The following is an 18,659-nucleotide window of genomic DNA, read 5'->3' as shown; positions in this document are numbered from 1 at the left end:
GGTGGCAGCGGTTGGGGGTCGCCGCCCCGTCCGGGACAGCCTCTCATCCCCGGCCCGGTCGGTCGACCGGAGCAGCTCATCAGACCTGCGAATATGACCGGCCGGCCCGGGTCCGTTCACCGACGATTCCGACGACCGTCGGGCCGCGACGGATCTTCCACCGTCCACAGGGGCGGCTCAACGACAACCGGCGCCTCGACGCGACGCGCCAGGGGGCCTTGAATCCGAGCGGTCAGAAGCCGCAGGTGTGCCCGGCGGCGTGACTGACCTGCACGGTGTGCGTCACACATCCACCCTCGTCAACCAGGTGCAGCAGGAACGCGGTCGGCTCGGCGACCCAACCGATCTCGTCGTCGGCGCGCATGGTCAACGAACTCTGCCGCACGGTGCTGGGCGCCACGGTCAGCACCGTGCCGGCGAAGGCCGCGGTGACCGGCCGGTGCAGGTGGCCGGCCACCACCCGAACCACGTGCGGGTGCCGCCCGATCACCTCGGCGAGCGCGTCGGCGTCCGCCAGGCCGATGGCGTCGGCGGCCGGGATGCCCACGGCGACCGGCGGGTGGTGCAGGCAGACCACCGCCGGCACCTCCGTCCGGCCGGCCAGCACCCCGTCGAGCCAGCCCAACTGCTCGTCCCCGAGCCGCCCGCCACCGGCGCCGGGCACCAGGGAGTCCAGCACCACGACCGTGGCCGTCGGGTGGTCGACGTGGTAGTACGCCGAGAAGCCGCCGCCCAGCCACGGCGTGCCGCCGAAGGTGTCGAGCAGCGACTCCCGGTCGTCGTGGTTGCCGGGCACCAGGTGCACCGGCAGGGGGAACTGGCCGATCACCTCGCGCAGGGCCAGGTATTCGTCGGTGCGGCCGTTGTCGACCAGGTCACCGGTGATCACCACGCAGTCGGGTCGGGGCCGCAGCCCGAGCACCCGGCCGAGCGCCCGGTGCAGCCCGGCGGCCGGTTCGGCGGCGAGCGGGCCGGTGGTCACGTGCGGATCGCTGAGTTGGGCGATGAGCATGGGGGGCCTCCTCGCGGGCGGAGCCTTCACGCTATCGCCGGGCCGCCCGGCGCGGGGTCCGCACGATCCACCGGTCGTGTCCACAGCCTGTGGATAGCACATGTGTACGAAGGCGGTGCTCGATCTTGAGCGGTACGGCACCGCTCACTCCATGAGTACGCTTGATCGCACGGCTCGGCGCCAGCCGACCCCGCCCCTATCTGGAACGACGTGCGAGTGGATCACCAGCGAGTCATCCGTGACGTCACGGTCCGCCTCCCCACGGCCTCGACCGCTGTCGAGGCCTGCCAGTGGACCGTCAGCACGCTCGCCCGGCACACCCCGGCCACCATCTCCGTGCTGCTCCAGGCCCAGGACCGGCTGCGCTGCGTCGCGGCCACCGGCGCGTGGCAGGTCTTCGCGACCGTACCGCCGAAGACCGGGATCGTCGGCCGGGTGTACGCCACCGGCGAGAGCGCGGTCGTGCCCGACGTCGCCGCGGACCCCGACTACCTCCCGGTCCGCCCGGACGTGACCGCCGAGCTCTGCGTGCCGGTGCTGGACCCGGCCGGACGGCCGATCGGCGTGCTGGACCTGCAGTGGAGCACGCCGGTCGACCTGGCGCCCTGGCGAGACAGTGCCGAGCTGCTGGCCGCCCGACTCGGCGCGCGCATCGTGGCGCTCGGCGGGCCACCGGCGGAGAGCCGGAGCGAGAAGCTGCTTCGGCACGCCGCCGCGCTCTCCGCCGCGCCCACCGAACGCGACCTGTTGACGGCGGTCATCTGCGCCGCCCGGGACGTCTCCGCGCTCTCCGCCGCGGTGCTGGTGATCACCGGCGAGGACGGGCCGCGCCTCGGCGCGCCACCGGTCGCTCCCGGCGAGCTGGAGTGCCGGATCCGAGCCGAGCTGACCGAGGCCGGCCCGTCGGCGCTCGATCGCATCGTCGGCCGGGCGCACCGGTACGGTGCGGGCTACACCCTCGGCGAGGCCGGCCACCCGCCGACGGAGGATTACCGCCCGCTGGCCCGAGCCGGCGTACGGACCCTGGTCGCGGTCCCGATCGGCCCGCCCGACGGCGGCGGCGTGCTGCTCGTCGCCGACAATCGACTGCTCCGCCCCGATCCGACCACGGTCAGCCTGACGGAACTGCTCGCCGCGCAGGCCTGGAACAGCCTGGACCGGCTGCGTACCCTCAACCGGCTCCGCGAACAGGCCAGCTCGGACCCGTTGACCGGGCTGCGGCACACCGGGCCGTTCGGCCAGCGGATCGCCGCGGCCACCCCTGGCCGGACCGCCCTGCTGGCGATCGACGTGGACGGCTTCAAGACGGTCAACGACACGTACGGCCACCAGGCCGGCGACCGGCTGCTGATCGGGCTGGCCCGGGCCCTGGAGGCGGCGCTGCGGCAGGGCGACGAGCTGTACCGGATCGGCGGCGACGAGTTCGTGGCGGTGATCGAGGTGAACCGGCCGGAGGAGGCGGTGCGCATCGCCGAGCGGCTGACGGCGGCGGCCCGGCGTACCGGCCGCACGATCAGCGTCGGGGTGGCGCTCCCCCGCACCGGCGAGTCTCCCGAACTCACCCTCCGCCGTGCCGACCGGGCCCTCTACGCCGTCAAACGCGACGGCCGCGACGGCGTCCGCCTAGCCCCCTAACCCCGCCCCCGCACCCGCCCCACCCCGCCCCGCCCCGCCCCGCCCCGGTCGATCATGCAGTTGTGGTGCCTCGTAAAAGCCACAAAGCATGTCAGTTCGGGCACCACAAGTGCTTGATCGGCGGAGGCGATGGGGTGCGACGGGGTGTGGATGGTGCCCGCGGGGTGTGGGGTGGGGTGCGCGTCAGCGGGTTAGTTCGGTGGCCAGGAGTTCGGCGATCTGGGCGGTGTTCAGGGCGGCGCCCTTCCGGAGGTTGTCGCCGGTGATGAAGAGGTCGAGCGCGCGCGGGTCGTCGAGGGCGCGGCGGATCCGGCCTACCCAGGACGGGTCGGTGCCCACGGCGTCGATCGGCATCGGGAACTCGCCGGCCGCCGGGTCGTCGACCAGGATCACGCCGGGTGCGTTCCGCAGCGCCTCGCGAGCGCCCTCCGCCTCCACCTCGGTGGCGAAGACCGCGTGCACGGCCACCGAGTGACCGGTCACCACGGGCACCCGTACGCAGGTGGCGGAGACCTTCAGGTCGGGCAGGCCGAGGATCTTCCGCGACTCGTTGCGGATCTTCATCTCCTCGGACGACCAGCCGGCGTCGGCGGGCGAGCCGGCCCAGGGCACCACGTTCAGCGCCAGCGGCGCGGGGAACGGGCCCAGCTCGTCGCCGACCGCCTGGCGCACGTCGCCCGGCCGGGAGCCCAGCACTCGGTCCCCGGCGATCTTGCCGAGCTGGGTGTGCAGGGTGTCCACGCCGGCCTGTCCGGCGCCGGAGACCGCCTGGTACGAGGCGAGCACCAGCTCACGGAGGCCGTACTCGCGGTGCAGCGGGGCGACCGCGACGATCATCGCGAGAGTCGTGCAGTTGGCGTTGGCGATGATGCCCTTCGGCCGGTTGCGCACCTGCTCCGGGTTGATCTCGGGCACGACCAGCGGGACGTCCCGGTCCATCCGGTACGCCCCCGAGTTGTCCACCACCACCGCGCCGCGGCTGACCGCGACCGGCGCCCACTGGGCGGAGACCTCGTCCGGCACGTCGAACATCGCGACGTCGACCCCGTCGAACGCCTCCGGGGTCACCGCCTGGACGGTGAGCTCCTCGCCCCGGCAGCGCAGCCGCCGCCCGACCGAGCGTTCGGACGCGAGCAGCCGGATCTCGCCCCAGACGTTGCGGCGCCCGGTGAGCAGCTCGCACATCACGGTGCCGACGGCACCGGTCGCCCCGACCACGGCGAGGGTGGGCAGCGCCCCCATCGGCGCTACCGCCCGGTCCCCGCGTACACGACGGCTTCGGTGTCACCGCCGAGCTCGAACGCGTCATGGATCGCGCGGACCGCCGCGTCGAGGTCGGTGTCGCGGCAGACCACGGAGACGCGGATCTCGGACGTGGAGATCATCTCGATGTTCACGCCGGCCGCGCCGAGGGCCGCGAAGAAGCCGGCCGCCACGCCCGGGTGCGAACGCATCCCGGCACCGATGAGCGAGACCTTCCCGACGTGGTCGTCGTAGAGCAGCCCCTTGAACTTGACCGACTCCTGGATCTTGCTGAGCGCTGCCATCGCGGTCGGGCCGTCGGTCTTGGGCAGGGTGAAGGAGATGTCCGTACGCCCGGTGCCCTCGGTGGAGACGTTCTGCACGATCATGTCGATGTTGATCTCGGCGCCCGCGACGGTGTCGAAGATGCTCGCGGCGGCGCCCGGCTCGTCCGGCACCCCGACGATCGTGATCTTCGCCTCGCTGCGGTCGTGGGCGACCCCGGTGATCAGTGCTTGCTCCACAGGAAGGTCCTCCATCGATCCGGTGACCATCGTGCCGGTGTTGGTCGAGTATGACGAACGGACGTGGATCGGCAACCCCGCCCGCCGGGCGTACTCCACGCTACGCAGGTGCAGCACCTTGGCGCCGCAGGCGGCCAGCTCCAGCATCTCCTCGTAGGTGATGTGCTTGATGTGCCGGGCGTTGGGGACGATCCGGGGGTCGGCGCTGAAGATGCCGTCGACGTCGGTGTAGATCTCGCAGACGTCGGCGCGCAGCGCGGCGGCGAGCGCCACGGCGGTGGTGTCCGAGCCGCCACGGCCGAGCGTGGTGACGTCCTTGGTGTCCTGGGACACGCCCTGGAAGCCGGCGACGATCACCACGGCACCCTCGTCGAGCGCGCCCTTCAGGCGGCCCGGCGTGACGTCGATGATCCGCGCCCGGCCGTGCACCGAGGTCGTGATCACACCGGCCTGCGAGCCGGTGAACGAGCGGGCCTCGTAGCCCAGGTTGTGGATGGCCATGGCCAGCAGCGCCATGGAGATCCGCTCCCCGGCGGTGAGCAGCATGTCCAGCTCGCGGCCGGGCGGCAGCGGGCTGACCTGGTTGGCCAGGTCGAGCAGCTCGTCGGTGGTGTCCCCCATCGCGGAGACCACGACCACGACGTCGTCGCCGGCCTTGCGGGCCGCGACGATGCGCTCGGCCACCCGCTTGATCCGCTCGGCGTTGGCGACGGAGGACCCGCCGTACTTCTGCACCACGAGTGCCACGACGGTGCACTCCCTCCCAGTCACCCTGAGCGTGCCGACGCCGCCGGTCACGGGGCCGGCGGCGCATGTCAGACCTCCTCAGGGTATCCGGCCGGTCCGACCGGCGGGTCAGGTGATCCCACCATCCGGCCCCGGGCCGCCGGCCGACCTGCGGGCGACACGCCGGCGCGGGCCGCGTCCGGCGGGCCCCCGCTCGGACGGAGGGAACCGCAGAATGGGCCGATGCCCGCCCACCACCGTCCGGCCCGACCACCGCGAAGGCCCGACCGGCCCGCGACCGGCCCGCGCACGCCCAACCGGCCCGCGACCGGCCCGCACATCACCGCCGCACACGGACTCGGTGCGCGCACGGTCCGCCGACCGACGACCCGCCGGCTCGCGGCCGCTGCGCTCGCGCTCGTCCTGCCGGCGCTCCTCGTCGCCTGCACCGCCGACCGGCCCACCGCGCCGGCGCCGGAAGTCCCCGACCCGGTCGCCGTGAACGCGGCCCGCGACGAACTGGCCGGCCTCGCCGCGGCGGCCCAGGACCGGCACCTGACCGCCCGGTACACCCTGCGGCGATCGGGCGAGGCGGACCGGACGATCCTGGTGACCAGCGCGAACGACGGCAGCTGGCGGGTGGACGTGCCCGGTGGCGCGCTCGGCGGGGCCGCCGACGTCTCGATCGCGGCCACCCCGGACGGGCTGTTCCAGTGCGGCCTGCCGTCGGCCGCCCGACCGGAGCCGGCGAGCTGCGTACGCGTCGGAGACCCGGACGACACTCTCCCGCGCCGGCTGGACCCCCGGGTGCAGCACCCGTTCACCGACTGGCTGGACGTGCTCACCGACCGGCGTGCCCCGCTCTCGGTGTCGCCCGCCGAGCCGCCGCCCGGCGCCACCGGCGCCTGCTACTCGGTGGAGACCACCTCGGCGTCGTTGAACGCACCACTCGACGTGGGGATCTACTGCTACGAGCAGGACGGCACCCCGACCGCGGCGCGGACCGACCTGGGCACACTCACGCTGTCCGGCCCGCCCGCCCCCGCGCCGGCCACGATCCAGCTGGCCGGGCCGGTGGTCGACGGCGATCCGCTCGGCACGGCGTCGCCGTCGCCGGATCCGTCGGGCAGCCCGAGCGACGGAACGTCCTGATCTTCGTCCCGTTACGGGTGCTCTTGCCCACATTTACCCGGCCCGTCCGCCCGGTCGAAACGGCCATACAGGACCCTTCCTCCATGGCCGACCTCACCCCGCTGCTCGCCTTCCGCTGGAGCCCTCGGGCGTTCGACCCCGGCAACGAGCTGCGCCCGGGCGAGGCGGCTTCGCTGCTGGAGGCGGCCCGCTGGGCACCCTCGGCCGAAAACCGGCAGCCCTGGCGGTTCGCCCTCGGCCACCGGGACGACGACACCTGGAAGCGGATCCTGATCAACCTGCCCGGCGGCGACCAGAGCTGGGCCCGGCACGCCTCCGCGCTGGTGGTGGGCGCGCACACCGGCGGCGACGCCGAGCGCGCCGCGTACGACCTGGGGCAGGCGATGGCTCACCTGACCGTGCAGGCCACCGCGCTCGGCCTGCACGTACGCCAGGTCACCCGCTTCGACCGGGCCGGCCTCGCCACGGAACTGGACCTGCCCGGCGACGTACGCCCGCTGGTGGTGGCCGCCGTCGGTCGGCTCGGCGACCCATACGCGCTGCCGCCCGACCTGCTCGCCCGGGAGACCGCCCTGCGCCACCGCCACCCGCTGCCCTTTCTCCTCCTCCGCTGAACGCCCCGATTCCCGCCCCTCGACCGACCGGCGGCGCGGCAACCCGGCGCCGTCCGGTCGGGACACCGCGCCCTGTCGCCATGCTTGACGGAGCACGCCTCGACGCACCCCAGGTCCGTCGGCGGACCGGCGGTCGGAAGCCGGAGGACGTACGCCTCAGTCGCCCCGGGCGGCGCGGAGGAGGACCATCGCGGCATCCGTGTTGCGGTAGAAGACGTGGCGGCTGCGCCGGGTGCGGACGACCAGCCCGGCGGCGTGCAGGGCCGCCAGGTGCTGGGAGACGCTCCCGCAGGAGAGGCCGGTGCGCCGGGCCAAGTCGGTGGTGGTCGCCGGCGTGTCGAGCAGGTGCAGTAGCGCGGCCCGGCCCGACCCCACCACTCGGGCCAGTGGGTCCCCGGGGGGCATCGGGTACGTCTCCCACAGCGTGCCGACCGCCCGGACCGGGTACGTCCCGGCGGGCATGGACTCCTCCAGCAGGTTCCACAGCACCCGCCGGTCCGTGAAGACCCCCGGGTTGAGCGCCAGCCCGCGCCCGCCCAGGTCGAAGTCCCGCTCGAACGGGTCGTCGCTGACCACTCGATCGCCGAGCCAGTGCAGGCTCCGGTGCAGCTGGTCCAGGACCCTCCCGGCGCCACCCTCGGCAAGCTGAGCGGCGCGGTGGGCGACGTCGGCCTCCAGCAGCGCCCGCATGCGCGCCCAGTCCGGCGCGATCGCCTCGTCGTGCCAGACCCGCACCGCATCGACGAGCTGCGGCAGCAGCTCGCGCGGCGCGACCAGCAGGGCCTGCCCGAACCGGGACAGCGGCCCGCTCGGGGTGGTGGACAACAGGTCCCGCACCACGACGTCGGGCGCGGTCGCCGCGATCTGGTCGAGCTGCTCCTCCAGGGTCACATCGGCCCGGGTGGTCGCTGGGGTGAGGAAGTCGGGCAGCCAGCGGCGGGGCCGGGCCAGCCCCCGCAGCGACCGGATCCGGACGGCCACCTCGGGGCGGCGGGCGGTCACCCGGGCCCGGTCGATCCAGGACAGGTGCACGGCGTGCCGGACCGGGTTGTCGAGCAACCAGAGGCTGGAGACGGTCTCCCACACCGGCGAGACCGTGAACCGCACGCCCGCGACGTCGGCCGGCTCGAACCGCAACTCGGACACGCGCACCCCCGTGGATTCGGCTCAGCCTAAATCGCTCGACCGGGCCGTGGGGGCCCCGCTTGGCTCACCCGTCATGGGAGCCAGAGACACCATCCGTACCGCCGCCCGGCACGTCGTACCGCCCGCCGGGCTGACCCGCGCCCTGGCCGTGCAGGCCATGGTCTACGCCGTCGGCAACGGCCTGTTCCAGGCCGGCAGCGCCGTCTTCTTCACCCGGGCGCTCGGGCTCAGCGCCGCCCAGGTGGGGTTGGGCCTCTCCATCGCGGCGGGAGTGTCGCTGCTGGGCACGGTGCCGCTGGGCGGGCTCACCGACCGGTACGGCCCGCAGCGGGTCTGGGTGCTCGGGCTGGTGCTGGAGGCGGCGCTCTTCGCGACCTACCCCTTCGTGGGCGGCTTCGCCGGCTTCCTCACCGTGGTGGTGGCGCTGGCCGCCGTGCACGCCGCGACGGGCGTGGCCGTGCAGGTCTACTCGATCAACGCGCTTCCTCCGGCCGAACGGGTCACCGCCATGGCGTACCAGCGCTCGTCGCTGAACGTCGGGTTCGGGTTGGGCGCGGTGATCAGCGGCCTGGTGCTGGCGGCGGACACGATCGCGGCGTACCGGGCGATGGTCTGGTTCATCGCGGCGGTCTTCCTGGTGACGTCGCTCTTCGTGCGGCGGCTGCCCCGGCTGCCGCAGGTGACCCGGCCGGCGGAGCCGATGAGCCGGCTCGCCGTGCTGCGGGACCGGCCGTTCATGGCGGTGTCCGTGCTTTCCGGGCTGCTCACCGCGCATCAGACGCTCTACCTCACGGTGATGCCGCTCTGGATCCTCACCCACACCGACGCCCCGAAGGCGGTGATCGCCGGGCTGGTGCTGCTCAACACGGTCCTGATCGTGCTGCTCCAGGTACGCGCCAGCCGGGGCGCCGACAGCGCGCCGGGCGCCGCCCGGGCGTCCCGCCGGGGCGCCCTGTTGATCGCCCTGTTCTGCCTGGTCCTGCCGGTCTCCGGAGCGACCCGGGGCGCGCTCACCGTGGTGGTGCTGGTGGCCGCTGCGACGCTGCTCATCGTGGCGGAGCTGATCGAGTCGGCGGGCGCCTGGGGACTCACCGCCACCCTGCCGCCGGCCGCCCAGCGCGGCGCGTACGTGGGGGCGTTCCGGCTCGGCTCCCAGTTGCAGTACCTGATCGCCCCGGCGGGGCTGACCGCACTCGGGGTCACCACCGGCGGCTGGGGCTGGTACCCGACGGCGGCGATCTTCACGCTGGTCGGTCTGGCGATCGTACCGGCGGTGGCTCGGGCCGAACGGACGCCGCGGCTGGGCGAGGTCGCCTCGCCGGAGGATCGGGTGACTCTGGTCCCATAGTGCGGACGCGCCTTCCCACCCCCCGGCTCATCACGTAGGGTCACGTTGTCATGTGGCGGGCGCTCCTTCTCCTTGGCTGCCGCGACGAGGCCTGACCGGCCGGCACCTCGTCGCGGAGTTGAACCGCGCCGTCCAGCACATCCGAACCTTCCATCGGCACCGCCCGGCACCGTCGCCCGGCAGAGCGCCGACACCTTCCGATTGCTGACGCCACCTGTTCAGGAGAGCACTCCGTCATGGCTCAACCCGTCACCGACGCTGAGACCGATCCGATCGCCCGGCAGCGCCCCAGCGGCATGCCCTACCAGCGGTACGCGCCCTACCACCAGCAGTTCCGCGTCGACCTGCCGGACCGCACCTGGCCGACGCGCCGCGTCGACGCTGCCCCGCGCTGGTGCGCGGTGGACCTGCGGGACGGCAACCAGGCGCTGATCGACCCGATGTCGCCCGAGCGCAAGCGCCGCATGTTCCAGCTGCTGGTGCAGATGGGCTACAAGGAGATCGAGGTCGGCTTCCCGTCGGCCAGCCAGACCGACTACGACTTCGTCCGGCAGCTGATCGAGCAGGACCTGATCCCGGACGACGTGACGATCCAGGTGCTCACCCAGTGCCGGGAGCACCTCATCGACCGGACGTTCGAGTCGCTGCGCGGCGCGAAGCGGGCGATCGTGCACTTCTACAACTCCACCTCGACGCTCCAGCGCCGGGTGGTCTTCGGCCTGGACCGGGACGGCATCACCGACATCGCCACCACCGGCGCCCGGCTCTGCCTGAAGTACGCCGAGATCCACACCCCGGACACCGAGATCTACTACGAGTACTCCCCGGAGTCGTACACGGGCACCGAGCTGGAGTACGCGCTGGAGGCCTGCGGCAAGGTCATCGAGGTGATCGACCCGACGCCGGACCGCAAGCTGATCATCAACCTGCCCGCCACCGTCGAGATGGCGACGCCGAACGTGTACGCCGACTCGATCGAGTGGATGCACCGGCACCTGCCCCGACGGGACAGCCTGGTGCTCAGCCTGCACCCGCACAACGACCGGGGCACCGGGGTGGCCGCCGCCGAGCTGGGCCTGCTGGCCGGCGCCGACCGGATCGAGGGCTGCCTGTTCGGCAACGGCGAGCGCACCGGCAACGTCGACCTGGTCACGCTGGGGCTGAACCTCTTCTCCCAGGGCATCGACCCGATGATCGACTTCTCGAACATCGACGAGGTCAAGCGGGCCGTCGAATACTGCAACCAGCTGCCGGTGCACGAGCGGCACCCGTACGCGGGCGACCTCGTCTACACCGCCTTCTCCGGCTCACACCAGGACGCGATCAACAAGGGCTTCGACGCGCTCGCGGCGGACGCGGCGGACGCCGGGGTGCCGGTCGACGAGCACGCGTGGGCCGTGCCCTACCTGCCGATCGACCCGAAGGACCTGGGCCGCACCTACGAGGCGGTCATCCGGGTCAACTCGCAGTCCGGCAAGGGCGGCGTCGCGTACATCATGAAGACCGAGCACCAGCTCGACCTGCCGCGCCGGCTCCAGATCGAGTTCTCCGGCGTGGTCCAGCAGGTCACCGACCACGACGGCGGCGAGGTCGAGCCGTCCGCGATGTGGGGGATCTTCGCCCGGCACTACCTGGTCGACCACCAGCCCGACCCGGCGGTCACGCTGGCCGGCTACACGATCGGCACCGCCGACGGCAAGGTCGAGATCGAGGCCCGGGTCGGCGTCGACGGCGAGCAGCGGTCGCTCACCGCGGTCGGCAACGGCCCGATCGACGCGTACGTCAGCGCGCTCCAGTCGGTGGGTGTGGGCGTACGCGTGCTCGACTACCACGAGCACGCGCTCTCCTCCGGCGGCGACGCGCAGGCCGCCGCGTACGTGGAGTGCGACGTCGACGGCCGGACGGTCTGGGGTGTCGGGGTCGACGCGAACATCGTCACCGCCTCGATCAAGGCGGTGACCAGCGCGGTCAACCGCGCCCGGGGCTGAGACACCCGGACGGGCCCCGGTCGGCGACTGTCGTCGGCCGGGGCCCGTCCGCTGTCGGACGCCTCGGTACGCCCGTCCGCTGTCGGACGCCTCACTACGCCCGTTCGCTGTCGGACGCCTCAGGCGGCCCGTCCCCGCGCCTGCTTCCGAGCGGGCGGGGTGGCCGCGGGCAGCGTGTGGCAGGGCTGCGACGGCGGCGCCTCCCGCGGCGGCCGGTGGATCAGCGACACGGCCAGCACCGCACCGGCCAGCAGTAGCCCGGCGCACCAGAGCATCGCGCCGCGGAACGCGTCGGTCAGCTCGCCATGCTGCTCGTAACCGCCGCCGGAGAGGCCGACCATCAGCGGCAGCGCGGCCACCGCGAGCAGACCGCCGGCCCGTGCGGCGGCGTTGTTGAAGCCGCTGGCCACCCCGGCGAAGCGGTCCGACACCGCGGCCAGCACCGAGGCGGTCAGTGGCGCCACCACCAGGGTCAGGCCGGCGCCGAAGAGCACGACCCCGGGCAGCACGTCCACCCAGTACGAGGCGCCCGGGCCGACCCCGCGCAACAGCAGCAGCCCGGCGGCGGCCACCACCGGGCCGATGGTCAGCGGCAGCCGCGGCCCGATCCGCGCCGACAGGGCGCCGGCTCGGGCGGATCCGATCAGCAGCAGCACCGTCATCGGCAGCAGCGCCAGCCCGGTGAGCAGCGCCGACCAGCCGACCACGTTCTGGAGATAGACGGCGAGAAAGAAGGTGAAGCCGCTGAGGGCGGCGTAGACCACCACGGTGAAGATGTTCAGCACCGAGAAGAGCCGGCTGCTGAACAACCCGGTGGGGAGCATCGCGGTGTCGCCGCGGCGGCGTTCCAGCAGCACGAACGCCACCGCCCCGACCACGCCGGCCAGCGCCGCTCCCCAGACCGGAGGCGCGCCGAGCCCCCGGCCGGGCGCGTCGATCAGCGCGTACGTGATGCCGCCCAGGGCGAGCGCGCCGAGCAGCGCGCCGGCCACGTCGAACCCTCGGTGCTGGCGGCCCTCGGCCCGGGTGCGCGAGAGGTTCTCGTCCCGGCTCTCCGGCACCCAGCGGATCGTGGCGAGCACGACCAGGACGGCGAGCGGCACGTTCAGGAAGAAGATCCACCGCCAGGAGAGCGCGTCGATCAGCCAGCCGCCGATGAACGGGCCGAGCGCGGTGGACACTCCGGACAGCCCGGACCACGCGCCGATCGCCCGGCCCCGGTCGTCCGGATGGAAGCTGGACTGGAGGACCGAGAGCGAGCCGGGGGTCAGCAGCGCGCCACCGGCGCCCTGGAGGAACCGGGCGCCGACCAGCCAGCCGGTGCCCTGGGCGAGGCCGCAGAGAACGGACGCGGCGGTGAACCAGACCACCCCGAGCAGGAAGATGCGACGCCGGCCGAAGCGGTCACCGAGCGCCCCACCGAGCAGCACGAACGCGGCGAGCATCAACAGGTAGCCGTTCACGGTCCACTGCAGATCGGCCACGGAGGCGTCCAGCTCGCGCCCGAGCCGGGGCAGGGCCACGTTGACCACCGTGCCGTCCAGGAAGACCATGCCGGAGGCGAACACGGCGGCGAGCAGCGTCCCCCGGCCTGCGGCGCTGCTCATTCGGAGCTGGGGACCGGGTTGGGTCACGGCTACCTATCTTTCCTGCACGATGTGGGAGACGCCACGAAACGCCGAAACCGTGCCCGGGTACTGTGCGGGATCGCCGAGAGCCCGCAAGCTGGAAGGGTGTCGTCTGTGCGTACCACATCAGGACCGCGCGCGGCGCGGGCGGTCGCGCTGGCCGCGGCGCTGCTGCTCGGCGCGGCCGGCTGCGTGCCGGTGGACGAGCCGGAGCCGGATGTGCCGCCCAGCGCCGGCCGCAACGTGCTGGAGGAGTTGGGCCAGCTCACGGTGGCCAACGCCGGGGCCATGAAGGGCTACAGCCGGGAGCGGTTCCCGCACTGGCGGGACACCGGCACCAACTGCGACGTGCGGGACACCGTGCTCAAGCGGGACGGCAAGAACATCAAGCTCTCCGGCTGCAACGTGGTGGGCGGGCGCTGGGAGAGCGTGTACGACGGGCGCGCCTTCACTGACCCGTCCGACGTGGACATCGACCACGTGGTGCCGCTGGCCAACGCCTGGCGCTCCGGCGCCGACGAGTGGGACGACGCGAAGCGGGGCGACTTCGCCAACGACACGACGCGTCCGCAGCTCATCGCGGTTTCCGCGTCCTCCAACCGGGCAAAGGGTGACCAGGACCCGTCCCAGTGGAAACCGGCGAACCGGTCGTACTGGTGCCAGTACGCCGAGCACTGGGTGACGGTCAAGCACCACTGGCGGCTGACGGTGACCAGCGCCGAGAAGGCCGCCCTGACCGACATGTTGGAGGACTGCACATGGGCGAGCAAGCCGTGACCGGGGCGGAGGCGAGCGCGGCCGGCATGAACGCGGACGGCGGCACCGGAGCGCCGGCCGCGCAGCCGGGCGCCGGCATGAACGCCGACGGGCCGCCGGGGGCGACCGCCGCGGTGCCCGGTGCCGGCATGCAGGCCGACGCGGGCAGCGGCGCGACCACCGGCACCGGCCAGCAGAGCCGGACCGCCGATGTCGTGCCCGGCCCGGGCGGCGTGATGACCGACGAGGTCGGCGTGGTCACCGGCGAGCTGACGCTGCGCACCGAATGGGCCGACGGCCGGGTCACCCTGCGGGTGCAGTACAAGGACGCCGACGAGTGGTACGTCGTCACCGGCGGCAGCGCGGCCCTGCCCGACCCGGCCGGCCTCGACGCGGTGCACGGCATCGCGGTCGGTTTGCTCCACCGGCCCGAGGGCTGACCCTCAAGCTTCCCAGCGCCCGCCCCCTGCCCGGCGCGCGGTGCCCGCTCGTCGCCGGCGGCCGCTGGTGCCCGCGGGGCCGGGCCGCACTCCGGTGCGGGTCGCGGCCCGCGCCGGGCCAGCTCTACTCAGAAACGTTATGACTCAGAGGCATATTTATGACTCTGAGTCATAACGTTCGTTCGCACGCCGAGGCGGTCCGAGCACGGCGACGTGCACCGGCGACCACGACGCCGGTCAGACGTACGAGCCGGGCTCGCTGGGTGCGGAGACGACGCCGGGCGCCTCGCCCTCGTCCTCGGGGCGGACGATCTGCGCGGCGACCTTGTGCGGTCGCAGTTCGCCGCTGGCGATCTGCTCGGCCCAGTGGCAGGCCACCCGGCTGCCGCCGATCTCCCGCAGCACCGGCCGCTCGTCCTTGCACCGGGTGGGCTGTGCCCACGGGCAGCGGGTGTGGAACCGGCAGCCGGCCGGCGGATTGGCCGGCGACGGCAGGTCCCCGGAGAGGAGGATCCGCTCCCGGCGGTCCTCGACGTCCGGGTCCGGCACCGGCACCGCCGACATCAACGCCCGGGTGTACGGGTGCAGCGGCTCGGTGTAGAGCCGGTCGCTCGGCGCCTCCTCCACCAGCGCGCCCAGGTACATCACGCCGACGGTGTCGGAGATGTGCCGGACCACGGCGAGGTCGTGCGCGATCACCAGGTAGGTCAGGCCCAGGCTGTCCTGAAGCTCGTCCAGCAGGTTGACCACCTGCGCCTGGATCGACACGTCGAGCGCGGAGACCGGCTCGTCGGCGACGATCAGCTCCGGCCCGAGCACCAGCGCCCGGGCGATCCCGATCCGCTGCCGCTGCCCGCCGGAGAACTCGTGCGGATAGCGGGAGAGCGCCCAGCGGGGCAGCCCGACCGCGTCCAGCGTCTCACCGATGATCCGGCGCCGCTCGTCCCGGTCGGCGCCGATGCCGTGCGCCTGCAGGCCCTCGGTGAGGATCGACTCGACGTTCTGCCGGGGATCCAGGCTGGACATCGGGTCCTGGAAGATCATCTGCATCCGGCGACGCGTCGACCGGAGCTTGGCCGGCGGCAGCGTGGTCAGCTCGACGCCGTCGAAGCTCACCTCACCGCTCGTCGGCGGGGTGAGCTGGAGCAGCGCCCGACCCAGCGTGGACTTGCCGCAGCCGGACTCACCGACCAGCCCGTACGTCTTCCCCCGCGGAATGCGCAGGTCGACCCCGTCCACGGCCTTCACGTGGCCGACCGTCCGGTCGAAGAGCACCCCCCGCCGGATCGGGAAGTGCACCTTCAGGTCGCGTACCTCGACGAGGATGTCGTTGTCGCTCACGCTGATTCCTCCTCGCGCGGGGCGGGCACCTGGGCCGGCGCGGTGGCCGGATTCGCCGGTGCGGCGGCGGCGTCCGGGCCAACCGAGGCGCCGGGCGGCACCGAGCCGGGCACCGGGGCCGGGTTGACGCACCGGTAGCTGCGGCCGTCGTGGGCGAGCACCAGCTGCGGCGGCTCGCCGACACATTCGTCGATCCGGCGGGCGCAGCGCGGGGCGAAGGCGCAGCCGTCGTGCCAGGGCAGCACGTCGCGGACCGAGCCGGGGATGGGGTTGAGTCGCTCGCCGCGCCCGGCGTCCAGGCGCGGCACCGAGCCGAGCAGACCCACGGTGTACGGGTGACGCGGCTCGCGGAACAGCGGACGACGGCGGGCCGTCTCCACCACCCGCCCGGCGTAGAGCACGTTGATCGTGTCGCACATGCCGGCCACCACGCCGAGGTCGTGCGTGATCATCACGAGCGCGGTGCCGGAGTCGCGCACCAACTCCTTGAGCAGCTCCAGGATCTGCGCCTGGATGGTGACGTCCAGCGCGGTGGTCGGCTCGTCGGCGATGAGCAGCCGCGGCTGGCAGGCCACCGCCATGGCGATCAGGGCGCGCTGCCGCATGCCGCCGGAGAGCTGGTGCGGGTACTCCTTGAGCCGGCGCTTCGGGTCGGGGATGCCGACCCGGTCGAGCAGCGCGGCCGCCTCCTTCTGCGCCGCCTCCCCCTTCATCCCCCGGTGCCGCGTCAGCACCTCGGTGACCTGCAACCCGATCGGGATCACCGGGTTCAGCGAGGAGAGCGGGTCCTGGAAGATCATCGCGATGTCCCGACCGCGGATGTCCCGCCGGGACCGGTCGTCCAGCTGGAGGAGGTCCGTGCCGTCGAAGACCGCCTTCCCGCCGACCCGGAGGCCGGGCTGCTTCGGCAGGAGGCCCATGATCGCCAGCGAGGTGACGCTCTTGCCACAGCCGGACTCGCCGACCAGGCCGACCACCTCACCGGCGTCGACCGAGAAGGAGACCCCGTCCACGGCGTTCACGGTGCGCTGACCGCGCCGGGCGAACGTGACGGAGAGGTCGTCCACTTCGAGCAGTGCCATAGTCGCCAGACCTACTTCCGCAGCTTCGGGTCGAGGGCCTCGCGCATCGCCTCGCCGAGCAGGGTGAAGCCGAGCGCGGTGACGATGATGGCGAGGGCGGGCAGGATCGCCAGCCGGGGCGCGGAGTCGAGGTACTGCTGCGCGTCGGCGAGCATCACTCCCCACTCGGGGATGGAGGCGTCGTTGTTTCCGAGGCCGAGAAAGGAGAGCGCCGCGGCCTCGATGATCGCGGTGGCCAGCGTCAGCGTGGCCTGCACGATGACCGGGGCGAGCGAGTTCGGCACCACGTGGGTCAGCGCGATCTTCGGCTTCTTGACGCCCAGCGAGGTCGCGGCAAGCACGTAGTCGCTGTTGGCCTGGGCGATCATCGACCCGCGCAGCAGCCGGGCGAAGACCGGCACGGAGACCACACCGACCGCGATCATCACCGTGGTGAGACCGGCACCCAGGATGGCGGCGATGCTGATCGCCAGCAGCAGGCTCGGCATCGCCAGCAGCATGTCGACGAAGCGCATGAGCACGTTGTCGACGGCCCGACCCCAGCGGCCGCCCAGTCCGGCGGAGGCGCCCGCGACGCCTCCGATGATCGAGCCCACCGCGAGACCGATCAGCGTGGAGACCACGCCGACCAGCAGGGTCTGCCGGGCGCCGACGATCATGCGGCTGAACTCGTCGCGGCCGATGTGGTCGATCCCGAACCAGTTCTCGGCCCGGGGGCCGGGGAATTCGCCGAGGCGGACCTCGCCCTTCCACAGCTGGGCGTCCGCCGGGTGCGGGACGAGGAACGGCCCGACGATGGCGACCAGCAGGAACAGCCCCAGGATCACCGTGCCGACGATCGCCGCCGGGTTGCGGCGCAGCCGGCGGAACGCCTCCCGCCAGAGGCTGACGCCCTGTTCGTCGTCGCGCGCCGCGGCCAGCTCGCCGAGGCGGTCGATCTTCTCGCGCTTCCTGCCCGTGATGATCGTCATCGGACCCTCACCCTCGGGTCGATCAGGCTGTAGGAGAGGTCGACCAGGAGGTTCACCAGCACGTACACCACCGCGATGATCAGGATGAAGCCCATCAGCACCGGGTAGTCCCGTTGACTGATCGCGTCGTAGATGAAGGCCCCGATGCCGCTGAAGGCGAACACGGTCTCGGTCAGCACCGCCCCGGAGAGCAGGCCGCCGGTGAGCAGACCGATCGAGGTGACCACCGGCAGCAGCGAGTTGCGCAGCACGTGCCGGCCCCGCACGGTCCGCTCGGTGAGGCCCTTGGCCTCGGCGGTGCGGACGAAGTCCTCGTTGAGCACTTCCAGCACGCTCGCCCGGGTGATCCGGACGATGATGGCCAGCGGGATGCTCGCCAGCGCGATGCCGGGGAGCACCAGGTGCCAGAGCGCGTCGGCGGCTGCGTCCCACTCGCGGGTCATGAGGCCGTCGAGGACGAAGAAGTTGGTCACCCGGGTCGCGCCGATGGTCGGGTCCTGGCGACCGCTGGACGGGAACCAGTGCAGGTTCTCCGAGAAGATCGCCTTCAGCACGTACGCCAGGAAGAACACCGGGATGCAGATGCCGATCAGCGAGCCGCCGACCGAGGCGTGGTCGAGGAGCCGGCCACGGCGGCGGGCGGCCAGGTAGCCCAGCGGGATGCCGATCCCGATCGCGATCACCATCGCCGTGATGGTCAGCTCGACGGTGCCCGGGAAGCGCTCCAGGAACTCGGTGACCACCGACCGCTTGGTCGAGGTCGAGGTGCCCAGATCCAGCCGGATCAGTCGCCGGACGAACCGGCCGTACTGCACCAGGATCGGCTCGTCCAGGCCCATGTTGCGGCGGATCGCGGCACGCATCTCGGGCGTCCCGCGTTCGCCGAGGATGGCGGTCTCGGGACCGCCGGGCAGTCGGCGGAGCCAGATGAAGAGCAGGAGGGAGAGCCCGAACAGCGTCGGTATCAGCTGGAGCAGGCGTCTGACGATGAACCGGAACACGGGCGGCCTCGAAGGGGGTGCGGAGGGGTGCGGGCGGGCGCTGAGGTTCCAGC

The 18,659-nt window shown here is 72.8% G+C and carries 16 protein-coding genes; 7 read left to right on the top strand and 9 right to left on the bottom strand.

Going from position 1 to position 18,659, the window contains the following annotated elements; genetic code table 11:
- Nucleotides 1–232: 232 nt before the first annotated feature.
- Nucleotides 233–1,012 (bottom strand): phosphodiesterase, encoded by a 780-nt coding sequence (locus tag O7603_RS22790; protein WP_281571824.1) that lies wholly within the window; start codon nucleotides 1,010–1,012, stop codon nucleotides 233–235.
- A 216-nt stretch (nucleotides 1,013–1,228) separates the two neighbouring features.
- Here O7603_RS22790 and O7603_RS22785 point away from each other — a divergent pair, with 216 nt between their 5' ends.
- Nucleotides 1,229–2,647 carry a diguanylate cyclase gene (locus O7603_RS22785; RefSeq protein ID WP_281571823.1) on the top strand — a complete coding sequence of 473 codons (1,419 nt, stop codon included), beginning with the start codon at nucleotides 1,229–1,231 and terminating at the stop codon, nucleotides 2,645–2,647.
- Between the two features lie 183 nt (nucleotides 2,648–2,830).
- Here O7603_RS22785 and O7603_RS22780 read toward each other — a convergent pair whose 3' ends face one another.
- Both O7603_RS22780 and O7603_RS22775 read right to left on the bottom strand, forming a co-directional pair.
- Complete coding sequence (locus tag O7603_RS22780; protein ID WP_281571822.1) at nucleotides 2,831–3,889, bottom strand: aspartate-semialdehyde dehydrogenase; 1,059 nt, start codon at nucleotides 3,887–3,889, stop codon at nucleotides 2,831–2,833.
- 5 nt (nucleotides 3,890–3,894) lie between these two features.
- Nucleotides 3,895–5,160 carry an aspartate kinase gene (locus O7603_RS22775; RefSeq protein ID WP_281571821.1) on the bottom strand — a complete coding sequence of 422 codons (1,266 nt, stop codon included), beginning with the start codon at nucleotides 5,158–5,160 and terminating at the stop codon, nucleotides 3,895–3,897.
- 222 nt (nucleotides 5,161–5,382) lie between these two features.
- On the opposite strand from O7603_RS22775, the gene O7603_RS22770 reads away from it, so the two are divergent.
- A complete protein-coding gene (locus O7603_RS22770; protein WP_281571820.1) occupies nucleotides 5,383–6,291 on the top strand; it encodes a hypothetical protein in 909 nt (302 codons plus the stop codon).
- An 83-nt stretch (nucleotides 6,292–6,374) separates the two neighbouring features.
- Entirely contained in the window at nucleotides 6,375–6,905 is a 531-nt protein-coding gene (locus tag O7603_RS22765) for a nitroreductase family protein (RefSeq protein WP_281571819.1), read from the top strand.
- 156 nt (nucleotides 6,906–7,061) lie between these two features.
- Here O7603_RS22765 and O7603_RS22760 read toward each other — a convergent pair whose 3' ends face one another.
- Complete coding sequence (locus tag O7603_RS22760) at nucleotides 7,062–8,051, bottom strand: MarR family transcriptional regulator (protein WP_281571818.1); 990 nt, start codon at nucleotides 8,049–8,051, stop codon at nucleotides 7,062–7,064.
- 73 nt (nucleotides 8,052–8,124) lie between these two features.
- Here O7603_RS22760 and O7603_RS22755 point away from each other — a divergent pair, with 73 nt between their 5' ends.
- Together O7603_RS22755 and leuA are read left to right on the top strand one after the other, a co-directional pair.
- Nucleotides 8,125–9,399 carry an MFS transporter gene (locus tag O7603_RS22755; protein ID WP_281571817.1) on the top strand — a complete coding sequence of 425 codons (1,275 nt, stop codon included), beginning with the start codon at nucleotides 8,125–8,127 and terminating at the stop codon, nucleotides 9,397–9,399.
- A gap of 236 nt (nucleotides 9,400–9,635) precedes the next feature.
- Nucleotides 9,636–11,387 (top strand): 2-isopropylmalate synthase, encoded by a 1,752-nt coding sequence (gene leuA / locus O7603_RS22750; RefSeq protein ID WP_281571816.1) that lies wholly within the window; start codon nucleotides 9,636–9,638, stop codon nucleotides 11,385–11,387.
- Between the two features lie 119 nt (nucleotides 11,388–11,506).
- On the opposite strand, the gene O7603_RS22745 is transcribed toward leuA, so the two are convergent.
- A complete protein-coding gene (locus O7603_RS22745; RefSeq protein ID WP_281571815.1) occupies nucleotides 11,507–12,994 on the bottom strand; it encodes an MFS transporter in 1,488 nt (495 codons plus the stop codon).
- A 135-nt stretch (nucleotides 12,995–13,129) separates the two neighbouring features.
- Between O7603_RS22745 and O7603_RS22740 the strand changes: the two genes are divergently transcribed.
- Both O7603_RS22740 and O7603_RS22735 read left to right on the top strand, forming a co-directional pair.
- Nucleotides 13,130–13,792, top strand: coding sequence for an HNH endonuclease family protein (locus O7603_RS22740; RefSeq protein ID WP_281571814.1), 663 nt, complete (start codon nucleotides 13,130–13,132; stop codon nucleotides 13,790–13,792).
- On the top strand, nucleotides 13,774–14,211 hold the full coding sequence (locus O7603_RS22735) for a hypothetical protein (protein WP_281571813.1): 438 nt from the start codon (nucleotides 13,774–13,776) through the stop codon (nucleotides 14,209–14,211). The genes O7603_RS22740 and O7603_RS22735 overlap by 19 nt, the downstream gene beginning before the upstream one ends.
- A gap of 237 nt (nucleotides 14,212–14,448) precedes the next feature.
- Here the strand turns inward: O7603_RS22735 and O7603_RS22730 are convergent, their stop codons facing one another.
- Genes O7603_RS22730 through O7603_RS22715 form a run of 4 tightly spaced genes read right to left on the bottom strand, consistent with a single transcriptional unit; the run spans nucleotide 14,449 to nucleotide 18,606 of the window.
- Nucleotides 14,449–15,552 carry an oligopeptide/dipeptide ABC transporter ATP-binding protein gene (locus O7603_RS22730; protein ID WP_281571812.1) on the bottom strand — a complete coding sequence of 368 codons (1,104 nt, stop codon included), beginning with the start codon at nucleotides 15,550–15,552 and terminating at the stop codon, nucleotides 14,449–14,451.
- Nucleotides 15,549–16,634, bottom strand: a complete 1,086-nt coding sequence (locus tag O7603_RS22725) for an ABC transporter ATP-binding protein (RefSeq protein ID WP_281571811.1) — start codon at nucleotides 16,632–16,634, stop codon at nucleotides 15,549–15,551. Before O7603_RS22725 ends, O7603_RS22730 begins: the two co-directional genes overlap by 4 nt.
- Nucleotides 16,635–16,645: 11 nt before the next feature.
- Complete coding sequence (locus O7603_RS22720; protein ID WP_281571810.1) at nucleotides 16,646–17,605, bottom strand: ABC transporter permease; 960 nt, start codon at nucleotides 17,603–17,605, stop codon at nucleotides 16,646–16,648.
- Entirely contained in the window at nucleotides 17,602–18,606 is a 1,005-nt protein-coding gene (locus O7603_RS22715; protein WP_281571809.1) for an ABC transporter permease, read from the bottom strand. Before O7603_RS22715 ends, O7603_RS22720 begins: the two co-directional genes overlap by 4 nt.
- Between the last annotated feature and the right edge of the window lie 53 nt (nucleotides 18,607–18,659).

The sequence above is a fragment of the Micromonospora sp. WMMD812 genome (genome assembly GCF_027497215.1).
Classification (GTDB): domain Bacteria; phylum Actinomycetota; class Actinomycetes; order Mycobacteriales; family Micromonosporaceae; genus Micromonospora.
This window is presented reverse-complemented; position numbering and strand designations above follow the sequence as displayed.